Source organism: Enterobacter sp. K16B (genome assembly GCF_020216105.1).
GTDB lineage: Bacteria > Pseudomonadota > Gammaproteobacteria > Enterobacterales > Enterobacteriaceae > Enterobacter > Enterobacter sichuanensis.
This window is the reverse complement of the sequence record NZ_JAIWJZ010000072.1, coordinates 15,529-34,720: the sequence shown is the minus strand read 5'-3', so window position 1 is coordinate 34,720 and position 19,192 is coordinate 15,529. Positions and strand designations below refer to the sequence as shown.

The 19,192-nt window shown below is 54.9% G+C and carries 20 protein-coding genes; 9 read left to right on the top strand and 11 right to left on the bottom strand.

From position 1 onward, the window contains the following. Positions 1-235: 235 nt before the first annotated feature. Both nadA and pnuC read left to right on the top strand, forming a co-directional pair. Positions 236-1,279 carry a quinolinate synthase NadA gene (gene nadA, locus LDK53_RS14285; protein ID WP_025757213.1) on the top strand — a complete coding sequence of 348 codons (1,044 nt, stop codon included), beginning with the start codon at positions 236-238 and terminating at the stop codon, positions 1,277-1,279. A 22-nt stretch (positions 1,280-1,301) separates the two neighbouring features. Then, positions 1,302-2,021 (top strand): nicotinamide riboside transporter PnuC, encoded by a 720-nt coding sequence (pnuC, locus tag LDK53_RS14280; protein ID WP_225287439.1) that lies wholly within the window; start codon positions 1,302-1,304, stop codon positions 2,019-2,021. On the opposite strand, the gene zitB is transcribed toward pnuC, so the two are convergent. Further along, positions 2,018-2,956, bottom strand: coding sequence for a CDF family zinc transporter ZitB (gene zitB / locus LDK53_RS14275; protein ID WP_045285426.1), 939 nt, complete (start codon positions 2,954-2,956; stop codon positions 2,018-2,020). The two genes, pnuC and zitB, sit on opposite strands and share 4 nt — an antisense overlap. Before the next feature lie 106 nt (positions 2,957-3,062). After that, the gene (locus LDK53_RS14270; RefSeq protein ID WP_025757216.1) at positions 3,063-3,443 is read right to left on the bottom strand and encodes a protein YbgS; all 381 of its coding nucleotides are present in this window, start codon (positions 3,441-3,443) and stop codon (positions 3,063-3,065) included. Between the two features lie 304 nt (positions 3,444-3,747). Between LDK53_RS14270 and aroG the strand changes: the two genes are divergently transcribed. Further along, on the top strand, positions 3,748-4,800 hold the full coding sequence (gene aroG / locus LDK53_RS14265) for a 3-deoxy-7-phosphoheptulonate synthase AroG (protein ID WP_025757217.1): 1,053 nt from the start codon (positions 3,748-3,750) through the stop codon (positions 4,798-4,800). 60 nt (positions 4,801-4,860) lie between these two features. Here aroG and gpmA read toward each other — a convergent pair whose 3' ends face one another. The 7 genes from gpmA to modE form a co-directional block, all read right to left on the bottom strand. Beyond that, positions 4,861-5,613 (bottom strand): 2,3-diphosphoglycerate-dependent phosphoglycerate mutase, encoded by a 753-nt coding sequence (gpmA, locus tag LDK53_RS14260; protein WP_225287438.1) that lies wholly within the window; start codon positions 5,611-5,613, stop codon positions 4,861-4,863. A 206-nt stretch (positions 5,614-5,819) separates the two neighbouring features. Continuing rightward, positions 5,820-6,860 (bottom strand): galactose-1-epimerase, encoded by a 1,041-nt coding sequence (gene galM, locus LDK53_RS14255; RefSeq protein WP_208282743.1) that lies wholly within the window; start codon positions 6,858-6,860, stop codon positions 5,820-5,822. Then, on the bottom strand, positions 6,854-8,002 hold the full coding sequence (galK, locus tag LDK53_RS14250; protein WP_225287437.1) for a galactokinase: 1,149 nt from the start codon (positions 8,000-8,002) through the stop codon (positions 6,854-6,856). Before galK ends, galM begins: the two co-directional genes overlap by 7 nt. 2 nt (positions 8,003-8,004) lie before the next feature. Next, a complete protein-coding gene (galT, locus tag LDK53_RS14245; protein ID WP_225287436.1) occupies positions 8,005-9,051 on the bottom strand; it encodes a galactose-1-phosphate uridylyltransferase in 1,047 nt (348 codons plus the stop codon). A gap of 9 nt (positions 9,052-9,060) precedes the next feature. Beyond that, positions 9,061-10,077: a UDP-glucose 4-epimerase GalE gene (gene galE / locus LDK53_RS14240; protein ID WP_020884951.1), complete on the bottom strand. Its 1,017-nt coding sequence runs from the start codon at positions 10,075-10,077 to the stop codon at positions 9,061-9,063. Between the two features lie 201 nt (positions 10,078-10,278). After that, complete coding sequence (modF, locus tag LDK53_RS14235) at positions 10,279-11,751, bottom strand: molybdate ABC transporter ATP-binding protein ModF (protein ID WP_225287435.1); 1,473 nt, start codon at positions 11,749-11,751, stop codon at positions 10,279-10,281. Positions 11,752-11,818: 67 nt separating this feature from the next. Then, on the bottom strand, positions 11,819-12,607 hold the full coding sequence (modE, locus tag LDK53_RS14230; protein WP_225287434.1) for a molybdenum-dependent transcriptional regulator: 789 nt from the start codon (positions 12,605-12,607) through the stop codon (positions 11,819-11,821). Positions 12,608-12,734: 127 nt separating this feature from the next. Between modE and LDK53_RS14225 the strand changes: the two genes are divergently transcribed. The 4 genes from LDK53_RS14225 to modC all read left to right on the top strand — a co-directional run bounded on the left by LDK53_RS14225 (position 12,735) and on the right by modC (position 15,586). Then, positions 12,735-12,884 carry an AcrZ family multidrug efflux pump-associated protein gene (locus tag LDK53_RS14225; protein ID WP_013097516.1) on the top strand — a complete coding sequence of 50 codons (150 nt, stop codon included), beginning with the start codon at positions 12,735-12,737 and terminating at the stop codon, positions 12,882-12,884. A gap of 178 nt (positions 12,885-13,062) precedes the next feature. Next, positions 13,063-13,836, top strand: coding sequence for a molybdate ABC transporter substrate-binding protein (gene modA / locus LDK53_RS14220; protein WP_225287433.1), 774 nt, complete (start codon positions 13,063-13,065; stop codon positions 13,834-13,836). Further along, positions 13,836-14,525 (top strand): molybdate ABC transporter permease subunit, encoded by a 690-nt coding sequence (gene modB, locus LDK53_RS14215; protein ID WP_025757225.1) that lies wholly within the window; start codon positions 13,836-13,838, stop codon positions 14,523-14,525. Before modA ends, modB begins: the two co-directional genes overlap by 1 nt. A 2-nt stretch (positions 14,526-14,527) precedes the next feature. Beyond that, on the top strand, positions 14,528-15,586 hold the full coding sequence (gene modC, locus LDK53_RS14210) for a molybdenum ABC transporter ATP-binding protein ModC (protein WP_045285431.1): 1,059 nt from the start codon (positions 14,528-14,530) through the stop codon (positions 15,584-15,586). Here modC and LDK53_RS14205 read toward each other — a convergent pair whose 3' ends face one another. Beyond that, positions 15,587-16,405 carry a pyridoxal phosphatase gene (locus tag LDK53_RS14205; RefSeq protein ID WP_025757227.1) on the bottom strand — a complete coding sequence of 273 codons (819 nt, stop codon included), beginning with the start codon at positions 16,403-16,405 and terminating at the stop codon, positions 15,587-15,589. Positions 16,406-16,545: 140 nt separating this feature from the next. On the opposite strand from LDK53_RS14205, the gene pgl reads away from it, so the two are divergent. Further along, positions 16,546-17,541: a 6-phosphogluconolactonase gene (pgl, locus tag LDK53_RS14200; RefSeq protein ID WP_047958053.1), complete on the top strand. Its 996-nt coding sequence runs from the start codon at positions 16,546-16,548 to the stop codon at positions 17,539-17,541. A gap of 42 nt (positions 17,542-17,583) precedes the next feature. Further along, positions 17,584-17,784, top strand: a complete 201-nt coding sequence (gene tisB, locus LDK53_RS23010) for a type I toxin-antitoxin system toxin TisB (RefSeq protein ID WP_318527755.1) — start codon at positions 17,584-17,586, stop codon at positions 17,782-17,784. Between the two features lie 55 nt (positions 17,785-17,839). Here the strand turns inward: tisB and LDK53_RS14190 are convergent, their stop codons facing one another. Beyond that, positions 17,840-19,123: a putative acyl-CoA thioester hydrolase gene (locus tag LDK53_RS14190; RefSeq protein ID WP_045285433.1), complete on the bottom strand. Its 1,284-nt coding sequence runs from the start codon at positions 19,121-19,123 to the stop codon at positions 17,840-17,842. Between the last annotated feature and the right edge of the window lie 69 nt (positions 19,124-19,192).

The window sequence follows — 19,192 nt, the reverse complement described above, 5'->3', positions numbered from 1 at the left end:
TTTTAATCAATTGGTCGCAGGTTCGAATCCTGCACGACCCACCAATGTTAAAAAGCGCCCTAAAGGCGCTTTTTTGCTATCTGCGATGCAACAAATGCTCCGCATATCTATTCCCGGTGACTTTTCACTTCAGATTCGCTATCTTGTTTAGTATACAAAACACAATTGCCATGCGTTTTGCTATGTCAGGCAAAAGAAAGGCAATATTGTTAAGCCAGTAAAACGAGAAGCCATAATGAGCGTGATGTTTGATCCTGAAGCCGCAATCTATCCGTTTCCGCCAAAGCCTGTCCCGCTAAGCGTGGATGAAAAACAGTTCTACCGAGAGAAAATCAAGCGTCTTCTCAAAGAGCGAGATGCGGTGATGGTGGCGCATTACTATACCGATCCGGAAATCCAGCAACTGGCGGAAGAGACAGGAGGCTGTATTTCTGACTCACTGGAGATGGCGCGCTTCGGTGCACGGCATCCAGCCTCCACGCTGCTGGTCGCAGGGGTGCGTTTTATGGGCGAAACGGCAAAGATCCTCAGCCCTGAAAAAACCATTCTGATGCCTACGCTTAATGCGGAGTGTTCACTGGACCTCGGCTGCCCCATTGATGAATTTAGCGCTTTCTGTGACGCCCACCCTGACCGTACGGTTGTGGTGTACGCTAACACCTCCGCGGCGGTAAAAGCGCGCGCTGACTGGGTGGTCACATCGAGTATCGCCGTTGAACTGATAGAACACCTGGATAGCCTGGGTGAGAAAATTATCTGGGCACCTGACCGCCATCTCGGCAATTATGTCCAGAAGCAGACGGGGGCAGACGTCCTCTGCTGGCAGGGCGCCTGCATTGTGCACGACGAGTTCAAGACCCAGGCGCTGGCGCGCATGAAGGCGCTTTATCCTGACGCGGCCATTCTGGTTCACCCTGAATCACCGCAGTCAATTGTCGACATGGCAGACGCCGTGGGCTCCACCAGCCAGCTTATCAACGCGGCCAGGACGTTGCCTCACAAGCAGCTTATTGTGGCGACCGATCGCGGTATCTTTTATAAGATGCAGCAGGCCGTGCCGGAGAAAGAGCTTCTTGAAGCCCCCACGGCAGGTGAGGGGGCAACGTGCCGCAGCTGTGCGCACTGTCCGTGGATGGCGATGAACGGTCTGAAAGCCATTGCCGAAGGGTTAGAAACCGGCGGTGCGGCGCATGAAATTCATGTGGATGCTGCCCTGCGTGAAGGCGCGTTAGTTCCACTTAACCGCATGCTGGATTTTGCGGCTACACTACGTACTTAATTCAAAACGCTCTGGGGAAAAGATGGATTTTTTTAGCACACAGAACATTCTGGTTCATATACCGATTGGTGCAGGTGGCTATGACCTGTCATGGATTGAGGCGGTTGGTACGCTGGCAGGATTATTGTGTATCTGGCTGGCAAGCCTTGAGAAGATCAGTAATTACGCGTTTGGGATCATTAACGTCACGCTGTTTGCGATTATCTTCTTCCAGATCCAGCTGTACGCCAGCCTGCTTTTGCAGCTGTTCTTCTTTGCGGCAAATATCTACGGGTGGTACGCGTGGTCGCGGCAGAACAGTCAGCAGGAGGCGGAGTTGCAGATCCGCTGGCTGCCCTTACCGAAAGCCATCGCCTGGTTTGTCGCGTGCGTGGTTGCCATTGGTTTAATGACGGTCTATATCAACCCGGTATTTGCATTCCTGACCCAAATTGCCGTGGCGGTCATGTCCGGTATCGGTTTGCATGTGACGATGCCGGAACTGCAGCCGGACGCCTTCCCGTTCTGGGATTCCTGCATGATGGTGCTGTCGATTGCGGCGATGATCCTGATGACCCGTAAATACGTTGAGAACTGGCTGCTGTGGGTCATCATTAACGTCATCAGCGTGGTGATTTTTGCTCTGCAGGGTGTGTATGCCATGTCGCTGGAATATCTGCTGCTGACCTTCATCGCGCTGAATGGTAGTCGGATGTGGATTAACAGCGCGCGTGAGCGAGGCTCTCACGCGCTTTCCCGTTAAGGGTGATGATGATGTGAATGGCCGGACTGCGCCTCGTTAAGGTGGCAGTCTGGCCCGTTACAGGGCTGGTACTCCATCTGGATGGTGGCGTGGCCAATGTCGTAGTGATGTTCAAGGAAATGCTGGATGCGTTCAAGGAGCGCATCATGGTCGTGAGGCGGGATCACCTGGACGTGCATTGTCATGACCGGTTTTTCCCCTACCAGCCAGACGTGCACATGATGAACGTTGCGTACTTCCGGAACTGAGCGGCGCAGGTTACGCTTCAGCTCGTCGATATCCATGGATGTCGGCGCCCCTTCAAGCAGTTCATTAACGCTCTCCTTCAGCAGACGCCAGGCGCTGCGCAAGACCAGACACGACACCAGCACGGACAGAATCGGATCGACGGGCGTCCAGCCGGTATAGAGGATCACCAGTGCGGCCACAATCGCCCCGACTGAGCCGAGCAAATCCCCCAGTACATGCAGGGCAGCCGCGCGCACGTTGAGGTTCTTCTCCCCACTCCCACGATGCAAAATCCAGAAGGCCAGGATATTCGCCAGCAGTCCGGCCACGGCAATCACCATCATTGTTGTCCCGGCGATCGGCTGAGGGTGTCTGAAGCGCTGTACCGCTTCCCAGACGATAAGCACGGTAATGACCACCAGCGCAATGGCGTTAACAAACGCGGCAAGGGTTGTCAGCCTCAGCCAGCCGAAGGTATGGCGCGCGTTCGGAGGACGACGAGCAAACTGCACGGCCAGCAGGGCGAAGAGCAGCGCGGCTGCGTCGGTCAGCATATGTCCGGCATCAGCCAGAAGCGCCAGAGAGCCGGAAACCAGCCCGCCAATGACCTCGATCACCATAAAGGTTGCCGTGACGCCAAAGGCCAGCATCAGTCGTTTAGCGTTGTCGTTGCCGGGAGTGTGTGAGTGCGAATGGGTATGCGCCATGTGTGCTTTCCTGGTGTGTTATTGTTTTTAGTGTAGCGTTTTTAATAGGTTACTCCAAAAAGAAAGGAGAGCCTGAGCTCTCCTCTTTCTTCCCGATCACAACAGATTACTGGGTCGTGCCATCGGTTTTGGTATTGGCGTCATTACCCACTTTGTCGTTGGGATCCGGGCATTTGCCGTCTTTACACATCGAGTTTTTATGGACTTCATCCGAACTCATGTTGTCATGATTCATGGTACCGGAACCACTACCGTTCGGGTGCAACATGGTGCCCCCGGTATTGGTGTTGCCGGTATTAATCTGGTTGTTATCGACATTATTCGGGGCGATATTCTGTTTTGCATCAGGGGCGACCTGGCCTGCTGATGCTGCCGCATTGGCATCACCGTTGTTGTCTGAGGTGCCCGTTTCAGCGGCAAGGACGCTGCCGCTTGCCAGAGTGAGAGTGGCAGTCAGGAAGAGGGTTGCCAGTTTCGTCATTTTCATCATGGTGCTCCTGTTCTTGTCGTTACGCTGGATAACATTCTCCAACAGTGCATCTTTTTCAAAGGCGAAAGATCCCGCCTTACCGACTTACGTCAGTACGGAATCGCGTTTAAGCGTTTAAAAATGGTTGTTACAGTTAAAAAGCTTAGGTTAGATCTCGTTTTTCGCTATTTTGTGGCGATTTTTTGGCGAATTCCAGGAATTATCTGCGTGAAGTGTAAAACCGTGTTTACACTTCCTGGTCGACAAGATAGATTGAAAGGATTGCTTTCATTACTAAAGATATGGCAGAGCTGGAAAGAAAATGAATTATCAGAACGACGATTTACGCATTAAAGAGATCAATGAGTTATTACCTCCTGTAGCACTCCTTGAGAAATTCCCCGCCACTGAAAATGCCGCAAACACGGTTTCTCATGCTCGTAAAGCGATCCACAAGATCCTGAAAGGTAATGACGATCGTCTTCTGGTGGTGATTGGTCCATGCTCCATTCACGACCCTGCAGCCGCGAAAGAGTACGCTGCCCGTCTGCTCACCCTGCGTGAAGAGCTGAAAGGCGAGCTGGAGATCGTGATGCGCGTTTACTTTGAAAAACCGCGTACCACGGTGGGCTGGAAAGGGCTGATTAACGATCCACATATGGACAATAGCTTCCAGATCAACGACGGCCTGCGTATTGCCCGTAAGCTGCTGCTCGAAATCAACGACAGTGGCCTGCCTGCAGCCGGTGAGTTCCTGGATATGATTACGCCACAGTATCTGGCTGACCTGATGAGCTGGGGGGCGATTGGTGCGCGCACCACGGAGTCTCAGGTTCACCGTGAGCTGGCGTCCGGCCTCTCTTGCCCGGTAGGTTTTAAAAACGGTACCGACGGCACAATCAAGGTGGCGATTGATGCCATCAATGCCGCAGGTGCGCCGCACTGCTTCCTGTCCGTGACCAAATGGGGACACTCTGCCATCGTTAACACCAGCGGTAACGGTGACTGCCATATCATTCTGCGCGGCGGTAAAGAGCCGAACTACAGCGCAAAACATGTGGCAGAAGTCAAAGTTGGGCTGGAGAAAGCAGGGCTGCCACCGCAGGTGATGATTGACTTCAGCCACGCGAACTCCAGCAAGCAGTTTAAAAAACAGATGGAAGTGGGCGCAGATGTCTGTCAGCAGATTGCCGGCGGCGAGAAAGCGGTGATTGGGGTGATGATCGAAAGTCATCTGGTTGAAGGTAACCAGAACCTGGAAGGCAGCGAGCCGCTGGTTTACGGTAAAAGCGTCACCGATGCCTGCATCGGCTGGGACGACACCGACACGATCCTCCGTCAGCTGGCGAATGCGGTAAAAGCGCGTCGCGGTTAATCCGGTTGGGGAAATAAAAAAGCGCGGAAGGCTCCGCGCTTTTTTTATGGCTGGCGAAAATTACTTCGCTTTACCCTGGTTCGCAACAGCCGCTGCTTTCGCCGCGATCTCATCTGCGTTACCCAGATAGTAGTGTTTGATTGGTTTGAAGTTCTCGTCGAACTCATACACCAGCGGTACGCCGGTTGGGATGTTCAGTTCGAGAATTTCATCTTCGCCCATGTTGTCCAGGTATTTCACCAGCGCACGCAGGGAGTTACCGTGAGCGGCGATGATCACGCGCTCACCGCTTTTCAGGCGTGGCAGAATGGTTTCGTTCCAGTAAGGCACAACGCGGTCGATGGTCAGAGCCAGGCTCTCGGTGGTTGGCAGCTCAGCGTCAGTCAGTTTTGCGTAGCGTGGGTCATGGCCCGGGTAACGCTCGTCATCTTTGGTCAGCTCTGGTGGGGTAACCGCGAAGCCGCGACGCCACTGTTTAACCTGCTCATCACCGTATTTCTCAGCGGTTTCGGCTTTGTTCAGACCCTGCAGCGCACCGTAATGACGCTCGTTCAGTTTCCAGGATTTCCCAACCGGCAGCCAGGCCTGATCCAGTTCGTCCAGCACGTTCCACAGGGTGTGGATGGCACGTTTCAGCACAGAGGTGTAAGCAAAATCAAAGCTGAAGCCTTCTTCCTTCAGCAGTTTACCCGCTGCTTTTGCTTCGCTTACGCCTTTTTCAGACAGATCAACGTCGTACCAACCGGTAAAGCGGTTTTCGTTGTTCCACTGGCTTTCGCCGTGACGTACCAGGACCAGCTTAGTAATAGCCATCTCTTACTCCTCAAGCATTTTTAGAATGATAACAATTCTCATTATATTGCCGTGGCCGTGCCAGCAGCAACGCTTAACCCTAACCATAGCGAAAATAGTCTCTGAGTGTAAGATGCTTGTGAATCCAGGGTTATGATTTTGTCTGCGATCGGCGCTATTTTCAGCAAAGCGTGCAGAAAAAAGCCCTCTGATGGGAGGGCTGAAAATCAATGCGGAATAAAATGGTATTCCGTCACGCTCACGTACTCTTCACCCGGGCGTAGCACACAGTCTGGCTGTGGCCATTCCGGATGATTCGGGCTGTCCGGCAGGAACTCGCTCTCCAGCGCCAGTCCTTGCCAGTCGCTGTACTCAACGTGTTCGCGCGCCGTCGTGCCGCCAAGGAAGTTACCAGAGTAGAATTGCAGGGCAGGCGCGGTGGTGTAAACCGTCATCTGCAGCTTCTCATCGCTGGACCAGACCTGCGCGGCAGGCTGCTTCACATCGCCTTTTGCCAGCAGCAGGAACGCATGGTCGTAACCTTTCACCTTGCGCTGATCGTCATCGCTCAGGAAATCCTGGGCTATCGTTTTCGCGCGGCGGAAATCAAAGCTGGTGCCGTTCACGGATTTCAGGCCCTGATACGGAATGCCCATCTCGTCAACCGGCAAATAATCATCGGCAAGGAGTTGCAGCTTGTGGTTACGTACGTCGCACTGGTTACCGTCCAGATTAAAGTACGCGTGGTTGGTCAGGTTGACCGGACACGGCTTGTCGACCGTTGCACGGTATTCAATGGCGATACGGTTGTCGTCGGTCAACGTAAAGCGCGCGAAAGCGGTAAGATTACCCGGGAAGCCCTGATCGCCATCATGGGAATCCAGTGAGAACAGCACTTCGCCGTCGTTTTGCCGGACAATTTTCCACCGGCGTTTATCAAAGCCTTCTGGCCCGCCGTGGAGCTGGTTTTCACCCTGGCTTGGAAGCAGGGTGTACTGCACGCCGTCGAGTTCAAAACGGCTTTTCGCGATGCGGTTAGCATAGCGTCCGACAGACGCGCCCAGATAGGCGGACTGATGAATATACTGCTCAGGCGAGGCGCAGCCGAGAAGGGTTTCGCGTACGCTGCCATCCGGCATGGGGACGCGGGCAGAGAGCAGCGTGGCTCCCCAGTCCATCAGCGTAACCACCATCCCTGCGCTGTTGCGCAGGGTTAACAGGCGATACGGCAGACCATCCGGTGCGAGGGTGGGTGTTTCGTTTAGCACTGTCCGGCTCCTTGTGATGCTTTACACACGTAGAAAGTTTCTTTAATACCTGTTTTTGCTTCGTACTGTTTCTCCACCGCCTGCTGGACGGCAGGAACAAGTTCTTCCGGCACAAGGGCAACAATACAGCCCCCGAAGCCACCGCCGGTCATACGCACGCCGCCTTTATCGCCAATTGCCGCTTTCACGATCTCAACCAGCGTATCAATCTGCGGCACGGTGATTTCAAAATCATCACGCATGGAGGCATGCGATTCCGCCATCAGCTCACCCATACGTTTCAAATCGCCTTTCGCCAGCGCGGACGCCGCTTCAACGGTACGGGCGTTTTCTGTCAGTACGTGACGAACGCGTTTGGCGACAATAGGATCCAGCTCGTGTGCCACTTTATTGAATTCATTAAGCGTAACGTCGCGCAGGGCAGATTGCTGGAAGAAGCGAGCGCCCGTTTCACATTGTTCGCGGCGCGTGTTGTATTCGCTGCCCACCAGCGTGCGTTTAAAGTTACTGTTGATAATCACGACTGCCGCACCTTTTGGCAGAGGAACGGCTTTGGTCCCTAGCGTCCGGCAGTCAATCAGCAGCGCGTGTTCTTTTTTGCCCAGCGCAGTGATCAGCTGGTCCATGATGCCGCAATTACAGCCCACGAACTGGTTTTCCGCTTCCTGACCGTTGAGCGCAATTTGCGCGCCATCCAGCGGCAGATGATAAAGCTGCTGGAAGACGGTGCCAACGGCGACTTCCAGAGACGCAGAGGAGCTTAAGCCCGCACCTTGCGGCACGTTGCCGCTGATGACGAGATCCGCACCACCAAAATTCTTATTACGTTTTTGCAGATGTTTCACTACGCCGCGCACGTAGTTAGACCACTGCTGGCTGTCGTGCGTCACAATCGGAGCATCGAGGGAAAATTCGTCCGTCTCATTACCGTAATCTGCGGCAATCACGCGGACTTTACGATCGTCGCGTTTTGCACAGCTGATGACCGTCTGGTAGTCAATGGCGCAGGGCAGAACAAAACCGTCGTTGTAGTCGGTGTGTTCACCAATCAGGTTAACGCGGCCAGGCGCCTGGATAATGTGGGTGGCAGGGTAGCCAAATTTTTCAGCAAACAGGGATTGTGTTTTATCTTTCAGACTCATTTTTAGACTCCTGATTCGCGATAGTGGACGTCGCTAACGGCACGCAGACGTTCTGCCGCCTGTTCCGCCGTCAGGTCACGCTGGGTTTCCGCCAGCATTTCATAGCCCACCATAAATTTACGCACCGTCGCAGAGCGCAGCAGCGGCGGATAGAAATGGGCATGCAACTGCCAGTGTTGATTCTCTTCCCCGTTAAACGGTGCGCCGTGCCAGCCCATTGAGTACGGGAAGGAGCACTGGAACAGGTTGTCGTAACGGCTGGTCAGTTTTTTCAGCGCCAGAGCAAGGTCGTCGCGCTGCGCGTCGCTGAGATCGGTGATGCGCTGAACGTGTGCTTTCGGCAGCAGCAGCGTTTCAAACGGCCAGGCTGCCCAGTAAGGCACAACGGCCAGCCAGTGTTCAGTTTCCACCACGGTCCGGCTGCCGTCGGCCCGTTCGCGCTGCGTGTAATCCACCAGCATTGGCGAGCCATTTTCGGCGTAATAGGCTTTCTGCAGACGGTCCTCACGCTCGGCTTCGTTGGGCAGGAAACTGTTCGCCCAGATCTGACCATGCGGGTGCGGGTTAGAGCAGCCCATGGCCGCGCCTTTATTTTCAAATACCTGTACCCACGGGTAAGTCTGGCCCAGCTCCGCGGTTTGTGCCTGCCAGGTACTGACCACCTCTTGCAGTGCCTCAACGCTCAGCTCCGGCAGCGTTTTGCTGTGATCGGGCGAGAAGCAGATCACACGGCTGGTCCCGCGGGCGCTTTCACAGCGCATCAGCGGATCGTGGCTCGCAGGCGCGTCCGGCGTGTCGGTCATCAGGGCGGCAAAATCATTGGTAAAAACGAAGGTGCCTTTATAGTCCGGGTTTTTATCTCCCGTTACGCGCGTGTTGCCCGGACACAGGAAGCAGTCCGGGTCGTGCTGTGGCAGCGTTTGTTTCGCAGGCGTCTCTTGCGCCCCCTGCCAGGGGCGCTTGGCGCGATGCGGAGAAACCAAAATCCATTGCCCACTTAGCGGGTTAAAACGACGATGCGGATGATCGACGGGATTAAACGAAGTCATGACGGATCCTTAGTCCGGATACCCCTGAGGATGGCGCGACTGCCAGTGCCAGGTATCCTGTGCCATTTCATCAAGCGTGCGGGTGACACGCCAGTTAAGCTCTTTATCGGCTTTGGAGGCATCGGCCCAGTACGCCGGGAGATCGCCTTCGCGACGCGGAGCGAAGTGGTAGTTCACCGGCTTGCCGCAGGCTTTGCTGAAGGCGTTAACCACATCCAGCACGCTGCTGCCAATACCGGCGCCGAGGTTGTAAATATGTACGCCCGGTTTGTCGGCCAGCTGCTGCATCGCTGCCACGTGGCCGTCAGCCAGATCCATCACGTGAATATAGTCACGCACGCCGGTGCCATCTTCAGTCGGATAATCATTGCCGAAAATAGCCAGTGACTCACGACGACCCACCGCCACCTGGGCGATATACGGCATCAGGTTATTCGGAATGCCCTGCGGATCTTCACCCATATCGCCAGACGGATGGGCGCCCACCGGGTTGAAGTAGCGCAGCAACGCGATGCTCCACTCAGGCTGTGCTTTTTGCAGATCGGTCAGGATCTGCTCCACCATCAGTTTGCTCTTGCCATACGGGCTTTGTGGTGTACCGGTTGGGAAGCTTTCAACGTAAGGAATTTTAGGCTGATCGCCATAGACGGTCGCGGAAGAGCTGAAGATAAAGTTCTTCACGTTTGCGGCGCGCATCGCAGAGATTAAACGCAGCGTACCGTTGACGTTATTGTCGTAATACTCGAGCGGCTTTGCGACCGACTCCCCGACGGCTTTCAGGCCGGCGAAGTGGATCACCGTTTCAATAGCATGGTCGTGAAGGATCTCGGTCATCAGCGCTTCATTGCGGATGTCGCCTTCGACGAATGTTGGCTGTTTCCCGCCAAGACGTTCAATCACAGGCAGCACGCTGCGCTTACTGTTGCACAGGTTATCGAGGATGATGACATCATGACCGTTTTGCAGCAGCTGCACGCAGGTATGACTACCTATGTAACCGCTACCACCTGTTACCAGAACTCGCATAATTCGCTCCATTGGGCTTATGGTATGTAATAACCATAGCATAACAGAGACGCGAAAAGTGTGACATGGGATAAAATAGTGGAATCGTTTACACTGTTTTTAAAATCCGATTTTCAGCAGCCATGAGGCATTGTAGATCAACGGGATAGAGATGTCTTAGTGCAGGTTATCTGAAAAACGGAGGGCCTGGCCCTCCGAAGGTTAATCGATTTTGCTGAGCTGATAATGATACTGCTCCCCGTCCGGAACAAATTCAAGACGATGCGTGATGCAGGCGGGGGCATCCTCGGCATGGTGTGAAACGAACAGCAGCTGCGTTTCACCTTCGCTAATCAGCACATCCACAAAGCGGCGGATAAGTTGTCGATTGAGCGGATCCAGCCCCTGAAGGGGTTCATCCAGAATGAGCAGCGTAGGATGTTTCACCAGTGCGCGCACGATCAGCGCCAGGCGCTGTTGTCCCCATGACAGGCTATGAAACGGCGCGTCAGCGACCCGGTTATCCATGCCCAGAATGTCCAGCCACTGCTGAGCCAGCTTTTGCTGTTTATCCGATACCGCCTGATAAATGCCGATGGAGTCAAAATAGCCTGAGAGGATCACGTTGCGTACCGTGGTGCTGACCCGGTAATCCAGATGCAGGCTGCTGCTGACGTAGCCAATGTGTTTTTTGATATCCCAGATAGTTTCACCGCTGCCGCGACGGCGGCCAAACAGCGTCAGATCGTTGCTATAACCCTGCGGGTGATCGCCGGTGATCAGACTCAGCAGCGTCGATTTTCCCGCGCCGTTGGGGCCGACAATTTGCCAGTGCTCCCCAGGATTAACCGTCCAGCTCAGGTGGTTAAGGATCGGGCGATCGTCATACGAGACCACGCCATCATGCAGCACGATGCGCGGCTGGTGGGGATCAAGCGCGTGGCGAGCCGAAGGGGCGTCGGGTTCCGGAAGGGTAATTCCGTCAAGCCGTTCGCTGTGTGCGAGCTGGGCGATGAGCGCCTGCTTAAGCAGCGCCGATTTTTCCCCTGTCTCGGCCAGATTACAATCGGCCAGTACGCCTGCATGCTGGATAAAATCCGGGATCTCATCAAAGCGGTTAAGCACCAGCACGAGGGTATATCCCTGCTGATTCAGCGACGCCAGCAGGGCTGCCAGCTGCGCACGGGACTGCACGTCAAGGCCGTCGAACGGTTCGTCGAGGATCAGCAGCTCAGGCTCGCTCATCAGGGCCTGACAAAGCAGTGTTTTCCGCGTCTCACCGGTGGAGAGGTATTTGAAGCGTCGGGTCAGCAGGGCGGAAATGCCAAACTGTTCTGCCAGGCGCTGACAGCGGGCTGGATCCTTCACCTCATCCTGAATGATTTCCGCCGTCGTGCGGCCGGTATCGTCTTCGCCCGGGCTGAGTAAATCGGTGTTGTTGCGCTGCCACTCGTCGCTCACCAGCTTTTGCAGTTGTTCAAATGAGAGGCGCGTCAGGCGGGTAAACTCGCTCTGGTTTTCACCTTTAAGGAGGGGAAGCTCTCCGGCCAGCGCGCGGGCCAGCGCAGATTTACCGCTGCCGTTGGTGCCGACAAACGCCCAGCTTTCACCTGCGCGTATTGTCAAATCAGCAATCGTCAGCGTTCGGGTATCGCCAAGACGAAACGTGCCTTGCGAAATATGCAATGATGACATGATTTATCCCTGTTTTTGCAGCAATAGTTATCAGGGATACGCACTGTCGGTACGATTGTCAATGTGCTTAGCACAAAGTGGCGATAATCACCCGGTCTGCGTTGAACCAGGCGGTGACGACAGCACCTTCTTCTAAATCGTCCGCCTCGCTGAGCGGTACCGTCGCGCACAGCATTTGCCCGTCTGCCAGGGTCATCAGCACTTCGCACTGCGCTTCGCCGCGTTCGATACGGCTGATGGTGCCCTGAAGCTGGTTATCTGCTGCCTTTGCCGTATCGGGATTGCGTGTGAGGTTGACCCACGGCGCTTTCAGCAGCACCAGCACCTCTTTTCCTTCATCGAGTCCAAGACGCTCTGCGCTCTGCGCCGTGATGGCGGCTTTCAGACGGGTGGTACCATCGGCAAGCAGGATCTCAATATGCTGCTGTATCTGCAGATTATCGCGCGCCGTCACTGTGCCAAACCACTGGTTTCGGGCGCTGGTTTGTAATGAGAAGCGGGAAATAGCGGCCAGCAAACTGTCCAGCGGCACGTTATCGTCGTCACTCAGCACATCAAACGCTTTTTGCTGGATCCGGGCCAGCAGATCGTAAAGCTGAATAAGGCGCTGGCCGTAACGTGTCACGATTGCGCCACCTCCGCCTTTGCCGCCCGTGGCCCTGTCTACCAGCGGATGTTCGCTCAGGGTGTTCATCTCATTGATGGCATCCCAGGCGCTTTTATAGCTGATCCCGGCATTTTTCGCCCCCTGGCTAATTGAGCCCGTTTGTCCTATCTGTTTAAGCAGGGTGATACGTCGCGGATCGGCGAAAAGCTTTTGCTGAAGTCTGAGAGTAAGGAGAATTTCGGCCTGCATAACAGTATCCTGGCAAAAAGGGTATTGTGACCCAAATGGTGCAGGGCGCAAAGGGTACCGCACAAAAGGGGATGTTTTTCTCACCTGAAAGGGTAGAATAAGCCATTCACAATATCTGGAGAAAACCATGTTAGAGTTGTTGAAAAGTCTGGTATTCGCCGTGATCATGGTACCAGTAGTGATGGCCATCATCCTCGGTGCCATCTACGGCCTGGGTGAAGTGTTCAACGTCTTTTCGAACATTGGTCACAGAGACCGCGCTAAAAAACAGCATTGATTCCCCACAAAACGCCCGGCCAGTCCGGGCGTTTTGCTCTCAAGTTTTTCTTCTTTTCACCGATATTCTTTTACAGATGACACCGGTTTACCCCTTGAGCGGTACGAATAAACGCTGGGATCTCCCTGACGTTATCGTTATATTAATGCGTATATAACGCTACTGACAGGAGTGACAAATGGTACGTTCATGGGTACGCCTTTTCGCAGGGGCTACACTGACGCTTTCGCTTACCGGACACGCGCTGGCGGACGACGGCAAAATTACGGTCTTTGCGGCGGCGTCGCTGACCAACGCGCTGCAGGATATCGCGGCGGCGTATAAAAAAGAGAACAACGTCGAGGTGGTCTCCTCGTTTGCCTCTTCCTCTACGCTGGCGCGCCAGATAGAAGCGGGCGCACCGGCGGATCTGTTCATTTCGGCGGACCAGAAGTGGATGGATTACGCAGCGGAGAAAAAAGCGATTGATGCGTCAACCCGCGAAACGCTGCTGGGCAATAGCCTGGTTGTCGTGGCGCCGAAAGCCAGTGCCCTGGCTGACATCACCATCAACAAAGCAACAGACTGGACCCGGCTTCTGAACGGGGGGCGTCTGGCGGTGGGGGATCCGGATCATGTTCCGGCCGGCATTTACGCCAAAGAAGCGCTGCAAAAACTGGGCGCGTGGGAGACGCTGTCGCCGAAACTGGCGCCAGCAGAAGATGTTCGCGGCGCACTGGCGCTGGTGGAACGCAACGAAGCCCCGCTGGGCATTGTGTACGGCTCTGATGCCGTGGCCAGCAAGGGGGTGAAAGTGGTCGCAACGTTCCCGGAAGACTCCCACAAAAAAGTGGAATACCCTGTTGCGATTGTTGATGGACATAAAAATGCGACCGTGACGGCTTTCCGCGATTATCTGAAGGGGCCGCACGCGTCCGCAATCTTTAAACGTTATGGATTTACGACTCACTGATGATATTGACCGATCCTGAATGGCAGGCTGTTCTGCTGAGCCTGAAAGTCTCTTCCCTGGCGGTTGCGCTGAGTTTGCCCTTTGGGATCTTCTTTGCCTGGTTACTGGTTCGCTGTCAGTTTCCCGGCAAAGCGCTGCTCGACAGCGTGCTGCATCTTCCGCTCGTGTTGCCGCCCGTGGTGGTAGGTTATCTGCTGCTGATTTCGATGGGGCGACGCGGTTTTATTGGCGAAAAACTTTATGACTGGTTTGGGCTGACGTTTGCGTTTAGCTGGCGCGGGGCGGTCCTGGCCGCAGCGGTGATGTCATTCCCGTTGATGGTGAGAGCGATCCGCCTTGCGCTGGAAGGTGTGGACATGAAGCTCGAACAGGCAGCCCGCACGCTGGGCGCCGGGCGCTGGCGCGTCTTTTTCACCATCACACTTCCGCTCACGCTGCCGGGTATTATTGTCGGCACGGTGTTGGCCTTCGCCCGGTCGCTCGGCGAGTTTGGCGCCACGATCACCTTTGTGTCGAACATTCCCGGCGAGACGCGAACCCTTCCTTCGGCCATGTATACCCTGATCCAGACGCCGGGAGGAGAGGGGGCCGCCGCGCGGCTGTGCATCATCTCCATTGTGTTAGCCCTGGTATCGCTGCTGGTGTCGGAATGGCTGGCGAGAGTCAGTCGTGAGCGGATGGGGAAATAGACATGCTTGAGCTTCATTTCACTCAGACGCTGGGAAACCATACCCTGACGCTTAACGAGACGCTGCCTGCAAGCGGTATCACCGCTATTTTTGGCGTCTCAGGGGCGGGCAAAACGTCGTTGATCAATGCGATAAGCGGCCTGACCCGTCCGCAGTCAGGACGGATTGTATTGAATAACCGCGTCTTAAATGACGTGGAAAATAAGGTATATCTGTCGCCTGATAAACGTCGTATTGGCTATGTTTTCCAGGATGCACGCTTATTCCCGCACTACAGCGTGCGCGGCAACCTGCGTTACGGAATGGCGAAAAGCATGGCTTCGCAGTTTGATAAACTGGTCACGCTGTTAGGTATTGAACCGCTGCTCGACAGACTGCCTTCTTCGCTTTCCGGCGGAGAGAAACAGCGCGTGGCGATTGGCCGCGCGTTGCTGACCGCACCCGAACTGCTGCTGCTTGACGAACCGCTGGCCTCGCTGGATATTCCGCGTAAACGTGAGCTCCTGCCTTATCTGCAGCGCCTGACGCGTGAAATCAACATTCCGATGCTCTACGTCAGCCATTCGCTGGATGAGATCCTGCATCTGGCCGATAACGTGCTGGTGCTGGAAGAGGGCAGCGTGAAGGCCTTCGGCAAACTGGAAGAGGTATGGGGCAGCAGCGTAATGCATCCCTGGCTACCGAAAGAGCAGCAGAGCAGCATTCTGAAAGTGAGCGTTCTGGAACACCATCCGCACTACGCGATGACCGCGCTGGCATTGGGCGATCAGCATCTGTGGGTTAACCGGATCGATAAACCGCTGCAGTCAGTCCTGCGGATCCGCATTCAGGCCTCGGATGTCTCTCTGGTTTTACAACCCCCGCTGCAGACCAGCATTCGAAATATTCTGCGTGCCAAAGTGGCAGAGTGTTTTGATGACAACGGCCAGGTGGAAGTGAAGCTGGAGGTGGGGAGCAGAACGCTCTGGGCGCGCATCAGCCCCTGGGCCCGGGATGAGTTGGGGATCAAACCCGGCCTGTGGCTTTACGCGCAAATCAAGAGCGTCTCAATCACTACCTGATTACAGCAGGTGGGTATAAATGTACTGCGCGATGCTGTCGGAGGTGTTGTCACCAATCACCACGTTGGCGCGCGCCTTCACGGCATCATCGGCATTGCCCATCGCCACACCCGTACCGGCGGCTTCCAGCATGCTGATGTCGTTGTAGTTATCGCCAAAGGCAATCACGTCCTGCATCGACCCGCCCTGGGACTCCACGTACTGCGTCAGACGCTTGCCTTTGCTGTTACCCTTGCGGGCAATATCTACCTGATCGTGCCAGGACCATTCGCACTCCAGACCCAGCGTCTGTTCCACGTGTTTCGCGAAGCTATTCAGTTTGGTGGTATCTTCATCCGTCAGGGCGAATTTCCAGATCGCCTCAACATCCTGAGCGGCCTGACGCAGGGAGGAAACCTGAGTAAAGACCGGACGCTGGGCTTCAGGCAGAGACAACGCCCAGTTGCTGGTGCGCACCACATGGCCGGTTGGACGCTCGTAGACCATTGCGTTGTCCACATACATCAGGCCGTGAACGTCATGCTCATCAAGCAGATCAATCAACTGCAGCGCCTGGGGTACCGGCAGCGGGTCGGATGCTAAAACCTTTTTTGCCTGATAATCATACAAATAAGTGCCATTACAGCAAATTGCAGGTGTATCTAACGCCAGTGCCTGATAAAAAGGGTGAATGGCAACGTGATGTCGACCCGTTACGATAAGGAGTTGATATCCTGCTTCCTGCGCGCGTTTAAGCGCTTCCAGAGAAGAGGGGAGAAGGGTTTTTTGCGGCGTCAGTAAGGTACCGTCTAAATCCAGAGCAATCACACGCGAGGTCATCTGTTTTCCCGGGTTAATATTGAATTTACGTTTTGATGGGATGGTACACCGAGAGGCGAAGGCTTCAAAATTCCTGTCGACAATTCAGCATTCACCGTCAAAAGTTAACTACTTTCATGCGCAGTGAGGAGTGAATATTCATGAAACAAACCGTTTATACCGCCAGTCCTGAAAGCCAGCAGATCCACGTCTGGCGCTTAAATACCGAAGGGACACTCACGCTGGTTCAGGTTGTTGATGTGCCAGGCCAGGTACAGCCAATGGTCATCAGCCCGGATAAACGTTTCTTGTACGTGGGTGTGCGCCCGGAGTTTCGCGTGCTGGCCTATCGCATTTCTCCGGACGACGGCGCGCTGACTTACACTGCCGAAGCGCCATTGCCGGGCAGCCCAACCCACATTTCTACCGATCGTAAAGGCAACTTTGTCTTCAGCGGCTCGTATAACGCCGGTTGTGTTAGCGTAACGCGTCTGGAAGAGGGCATCCCGGTTGAAACCGTGGATGTGGTGGAAGGGCTGGAAGGTTGCCACTCGGCGAATATCTCTCCGGATAACCGCACGCTATGGGTGCCTGCGCTCAAGCAGGATCGTATCTGTTTGTTCACCCTGAGCGACGATGGTCACCTGGTGGCGCAGAATCCGGCGGAAGTCACTACCGTTGAAGGCGCGGGCCCGCGTCATATGGTCTTCCATCCGAACCAGCAGTATGCCTACGTGGTGAACGAGCTGAACAGCTCTGTGGACGTATGGGAACTAAAAGATCCTAACGGCCAGATTGAGTGCGTGCAGACGCTGGATATGATGCCGTCTGACTTCTCCGACACCCGCTGGGCGGCGGATATTCACATCACGCCAGATGGTCGTCATCTCTACGCCTGTGACCGTACCTCCAGCCTGATTACCGTTTTCAGCGTTTCCGAGGACGGCAGCGTGCTGGCCATTGAAGGCTTCCAGCCAACGGAAACCCAGCCGCGCGGCTTTAATATCGATCACAGCGGTAAGTTCCTGATTGCGGCGGGGCAGAAATCCCACCACATCGCGCTGTACGAAATTAAAGGCGAGCAGGGTCTGCTGGAAGAGAAAGGGCGCTATGCCGTCGGCCAGGGGCCGATGTGGGTGGTGGTAAACGCTCATTAAGCGGCTTAAAACAAAAAACCTCGCGAATGCGAGGTTTTTTTTATGCCCGGTGGTAGCCGGGTGAGCACATCAAAACATAACCAACACACATCTGGTGACAGGCAGCGGAAAGGTAAACCAGAGGAGAAGTGCTCTATACCAAAGGAGTGGCGTATGAGCGGTGTGGAATGGACAATTCTGTTCCTGCAACTCATGGTTGCGATTATGCAACTATTGGATGCGTATCTTAAGTTTGGAGCCTGACGCATTCAGTCGCAGTAAAAAGGGGGGGTGAACTCCCCCTTTTACTCTCATCTTATTACTGCTTCGGCTCAGCCACCACGTTGCTACCCAGACCGCGGTTGTTGTATTCCCACATGCGGTTGAAGTTAGCGTCGTTCAGGTTGCGCTGCACGTTCCCTTTATCATCCACCGTACCGGTATTGCCGGAGAACGGACGTTTGGAAATCGCGGCATCGGCCCATGGCTTCGCCATATTGAAGCCTTCGTTGATCACGCTGTCGCGGATCACCACCTGGCCGTTGGTCGCAGAGTCCACATCAAGGGAGCGACCCAGCTGCGCCACGCCGTCACCGGCAGCGTTAAAGCGGCTGTTCACAGCAAGGAAACCGTAGAACAGATTAGACTGGGTGGCTGGCGCAAACACATAGCCTTCCTGCTGGGTACGCGAGTTCACCACGCGGAAGTCCGTGTTATCAAACACCACTGCACCACGACCGGAGACCAGATCCACGTCACCTTCAACGTAGCTGTTGGTCACCAGCGTACGGGTCAGACGGTTATTCTGCAGGGTGTTCTGCACGCCGCTGTTGGTCACGAAGAAGGTGTTCTGACGGCCGAGAATGTTGACGTTGTTGATCTGGACTTTATCGCCATCGCTACGCAGCGCAACGGCCTGGTGGGTACCGGCATCAACACTGTCACCCAGGGTATTCTGAATGGTCAGGTTTTGCAGTTGCAGACCGTTATTCTGAGACCAGAATACCGCTGAGCACATCACGCCAACGGTGGCGGAACGCTTGCTCTGGCAGTTATCAAACATATACCACGCCGGTTTGCCCGGCATATATTTGCCAGCCGGGTTGACCAGATGACGCCAGGCGTTGCTGTCGATTTCGGAATCAATCGCCAGGCCAATTTTAACATCGATCGCTTTTTCGCCCAGACCGTACAGGGTAATGCTGCCTGGCGCCGCCGGAACATAGACGGTGCCTTCGTATTCACCTGGCAGGATAGCAATGTACTGGCGAGACGCGCTGTGTTTAGTGATGGCAGCATCCACCGCAGCCTGAATAGAGGTATGCGTTACGCCCTGCGCACCCGCCGGGCCAACCACGAAATCTGGCTGTTTCGGCAGGTTAATAGAAGACGGGGTCCACGGCGCAGCGTTAGGATCCATCGCCGAGAAATAGTGCGCACGATCGAAGTTCTTCGCTTCATCCGCGGACAAAATCGGGCGGGATGCGGTGCCGGGGGCGACCTGCTCAGACGGTCGCTGGTCCGGTGGTGTTGAACTGCATGCGGATAAGGTCACGCCAAAGGCGAGTGCTAACGCCAGACGGGAAATCCTGGAAATGTTCAAGGTGAAGCTCCTGGGTATGCAAGTCTTTACGGGACAGACGAAATAGCCTGCTTTTTTATACTAAGTTGA

Excerpts from the sequence above, each read along its gene's own strand:
- nadA (WP_025757213.1), top strand. The coding sequence starts at position 236 with ATGAGCGTGATGTTTGATCCTGAAGCCGCAATCTATCCGTTTCCGCCA.
- pnuC (WP_225287439.1), top strand. The coding sequence starts at position 1,302 with ATGGATTTTTTTAGCACACAGAACATTCTGGTTCATATACCGATTGGT.
- zitB (WP_045285426.1), bottom strand. The coding sequence starts at position 2,956 with ATGGCGCATACCCATTCGCACTCACACACTCCCGGCAACGACAACGCT.
- LDK53_RS14270 (WP_025757216.1), bottom strand. The coding sequence starts at position 3,443 with ATGAAAATGACGAAACTGGCAACCCTCTTCCTGACTGCCACTCTCACT.
- aroG (WP_025757217.1), top strand. The coding sequence starts at position 3,748 with ATGAATTATCAGAACGACGATTTACGCATTAAAGAGATCAATGAGTTA.
- gpmA (WP_225287438.1), bottom strand. The coding sequence starts at position 5,613 with ATGGCTATTACTAAGCTGGTCCTGGTACGTCACGGCGAAAGCCAGTGG.
- galK (WP_225287437.1), bottom strand. The coding sequence starts at position 8,002 with ATGAGTCTGAAAGATAAAACACAATCCCTGTTTGCTGAAAAATTTGGC.
- galT (WP_225287436.1), bottom strand. The coding sequence starts at position 9,051 with ATGACTTCGTTTAATCCCGTCGATCATCCGCATCGTCGTTTTAACCCG.
- galE (WP_020884951.1), bottom strand. The coding sequence starts at position 10,077 with ATGCGAGTTCTGGTAACAGGTGGTAGCGGTTACATAGGTAGTCATACC.
- modF (WP_225287435.1), bottom strand. The coding sequence starts at position 11,751 with ATGTCATCATTGCATATTTCGCAAGGCACGTTTCGTCTTGGCGATACC.
- modE (WP_225287434.1), bottom strand. The coding sequence starts at position 12,607 with ATGCAGGCCGAAATTCTCCTTACTCTCAGACTTCAGCAAAAGCTTTTC.
- LDK53_RS14225 (WP_013097516.1), top strand. The coding sequence starts at position 12,735 with ATGTTAGAGTTGTTGAAAAGTCTGGTATTCGCCGTGATCATGGTACCA.
- modA (WP_225287433.1), top strand. The coding sequence starts at position 13,063 with ATGGTACGTTCATGGGTACGCCTTTTCGCAGGGGCTACACTGACGCTT.
- modB (WP_025757225.1), top strand. The coding sequence starts at position 13,836 with ATGATATTGACCGATCCTGAATGGCAGGCTGTTCTGCTGAGCCTGAAA.
- modC (WP_045285431.1), top strand. The coding sequence starts at position 14,528 with ATGCTTGAGCTTCATTTCACTCAGACGCTGGGAAACCATACCCTGACG.
- LDK53_RS14205 (WP_025757227.1), bottom strand. The coding sequence starts at position 16,405 with ATGACCTCGCGTGTGATTGCTCTGGATTTAGACGGTACCTTACTGACG.
- pgl (WP_047958053.1), top strand. The coding sequence starts at position 16,546 with ATGAAACAAACCGTTTATACCGCCAGTCCTGAAAGCCAGCAGATCCAC.
- tisB (WP_318527755.1), top strand. The coding sequence starts at position 17,584 with ATGCCCGGTGGTAGCCGGGTGAGCACATCAAAACATAACCAACACACA.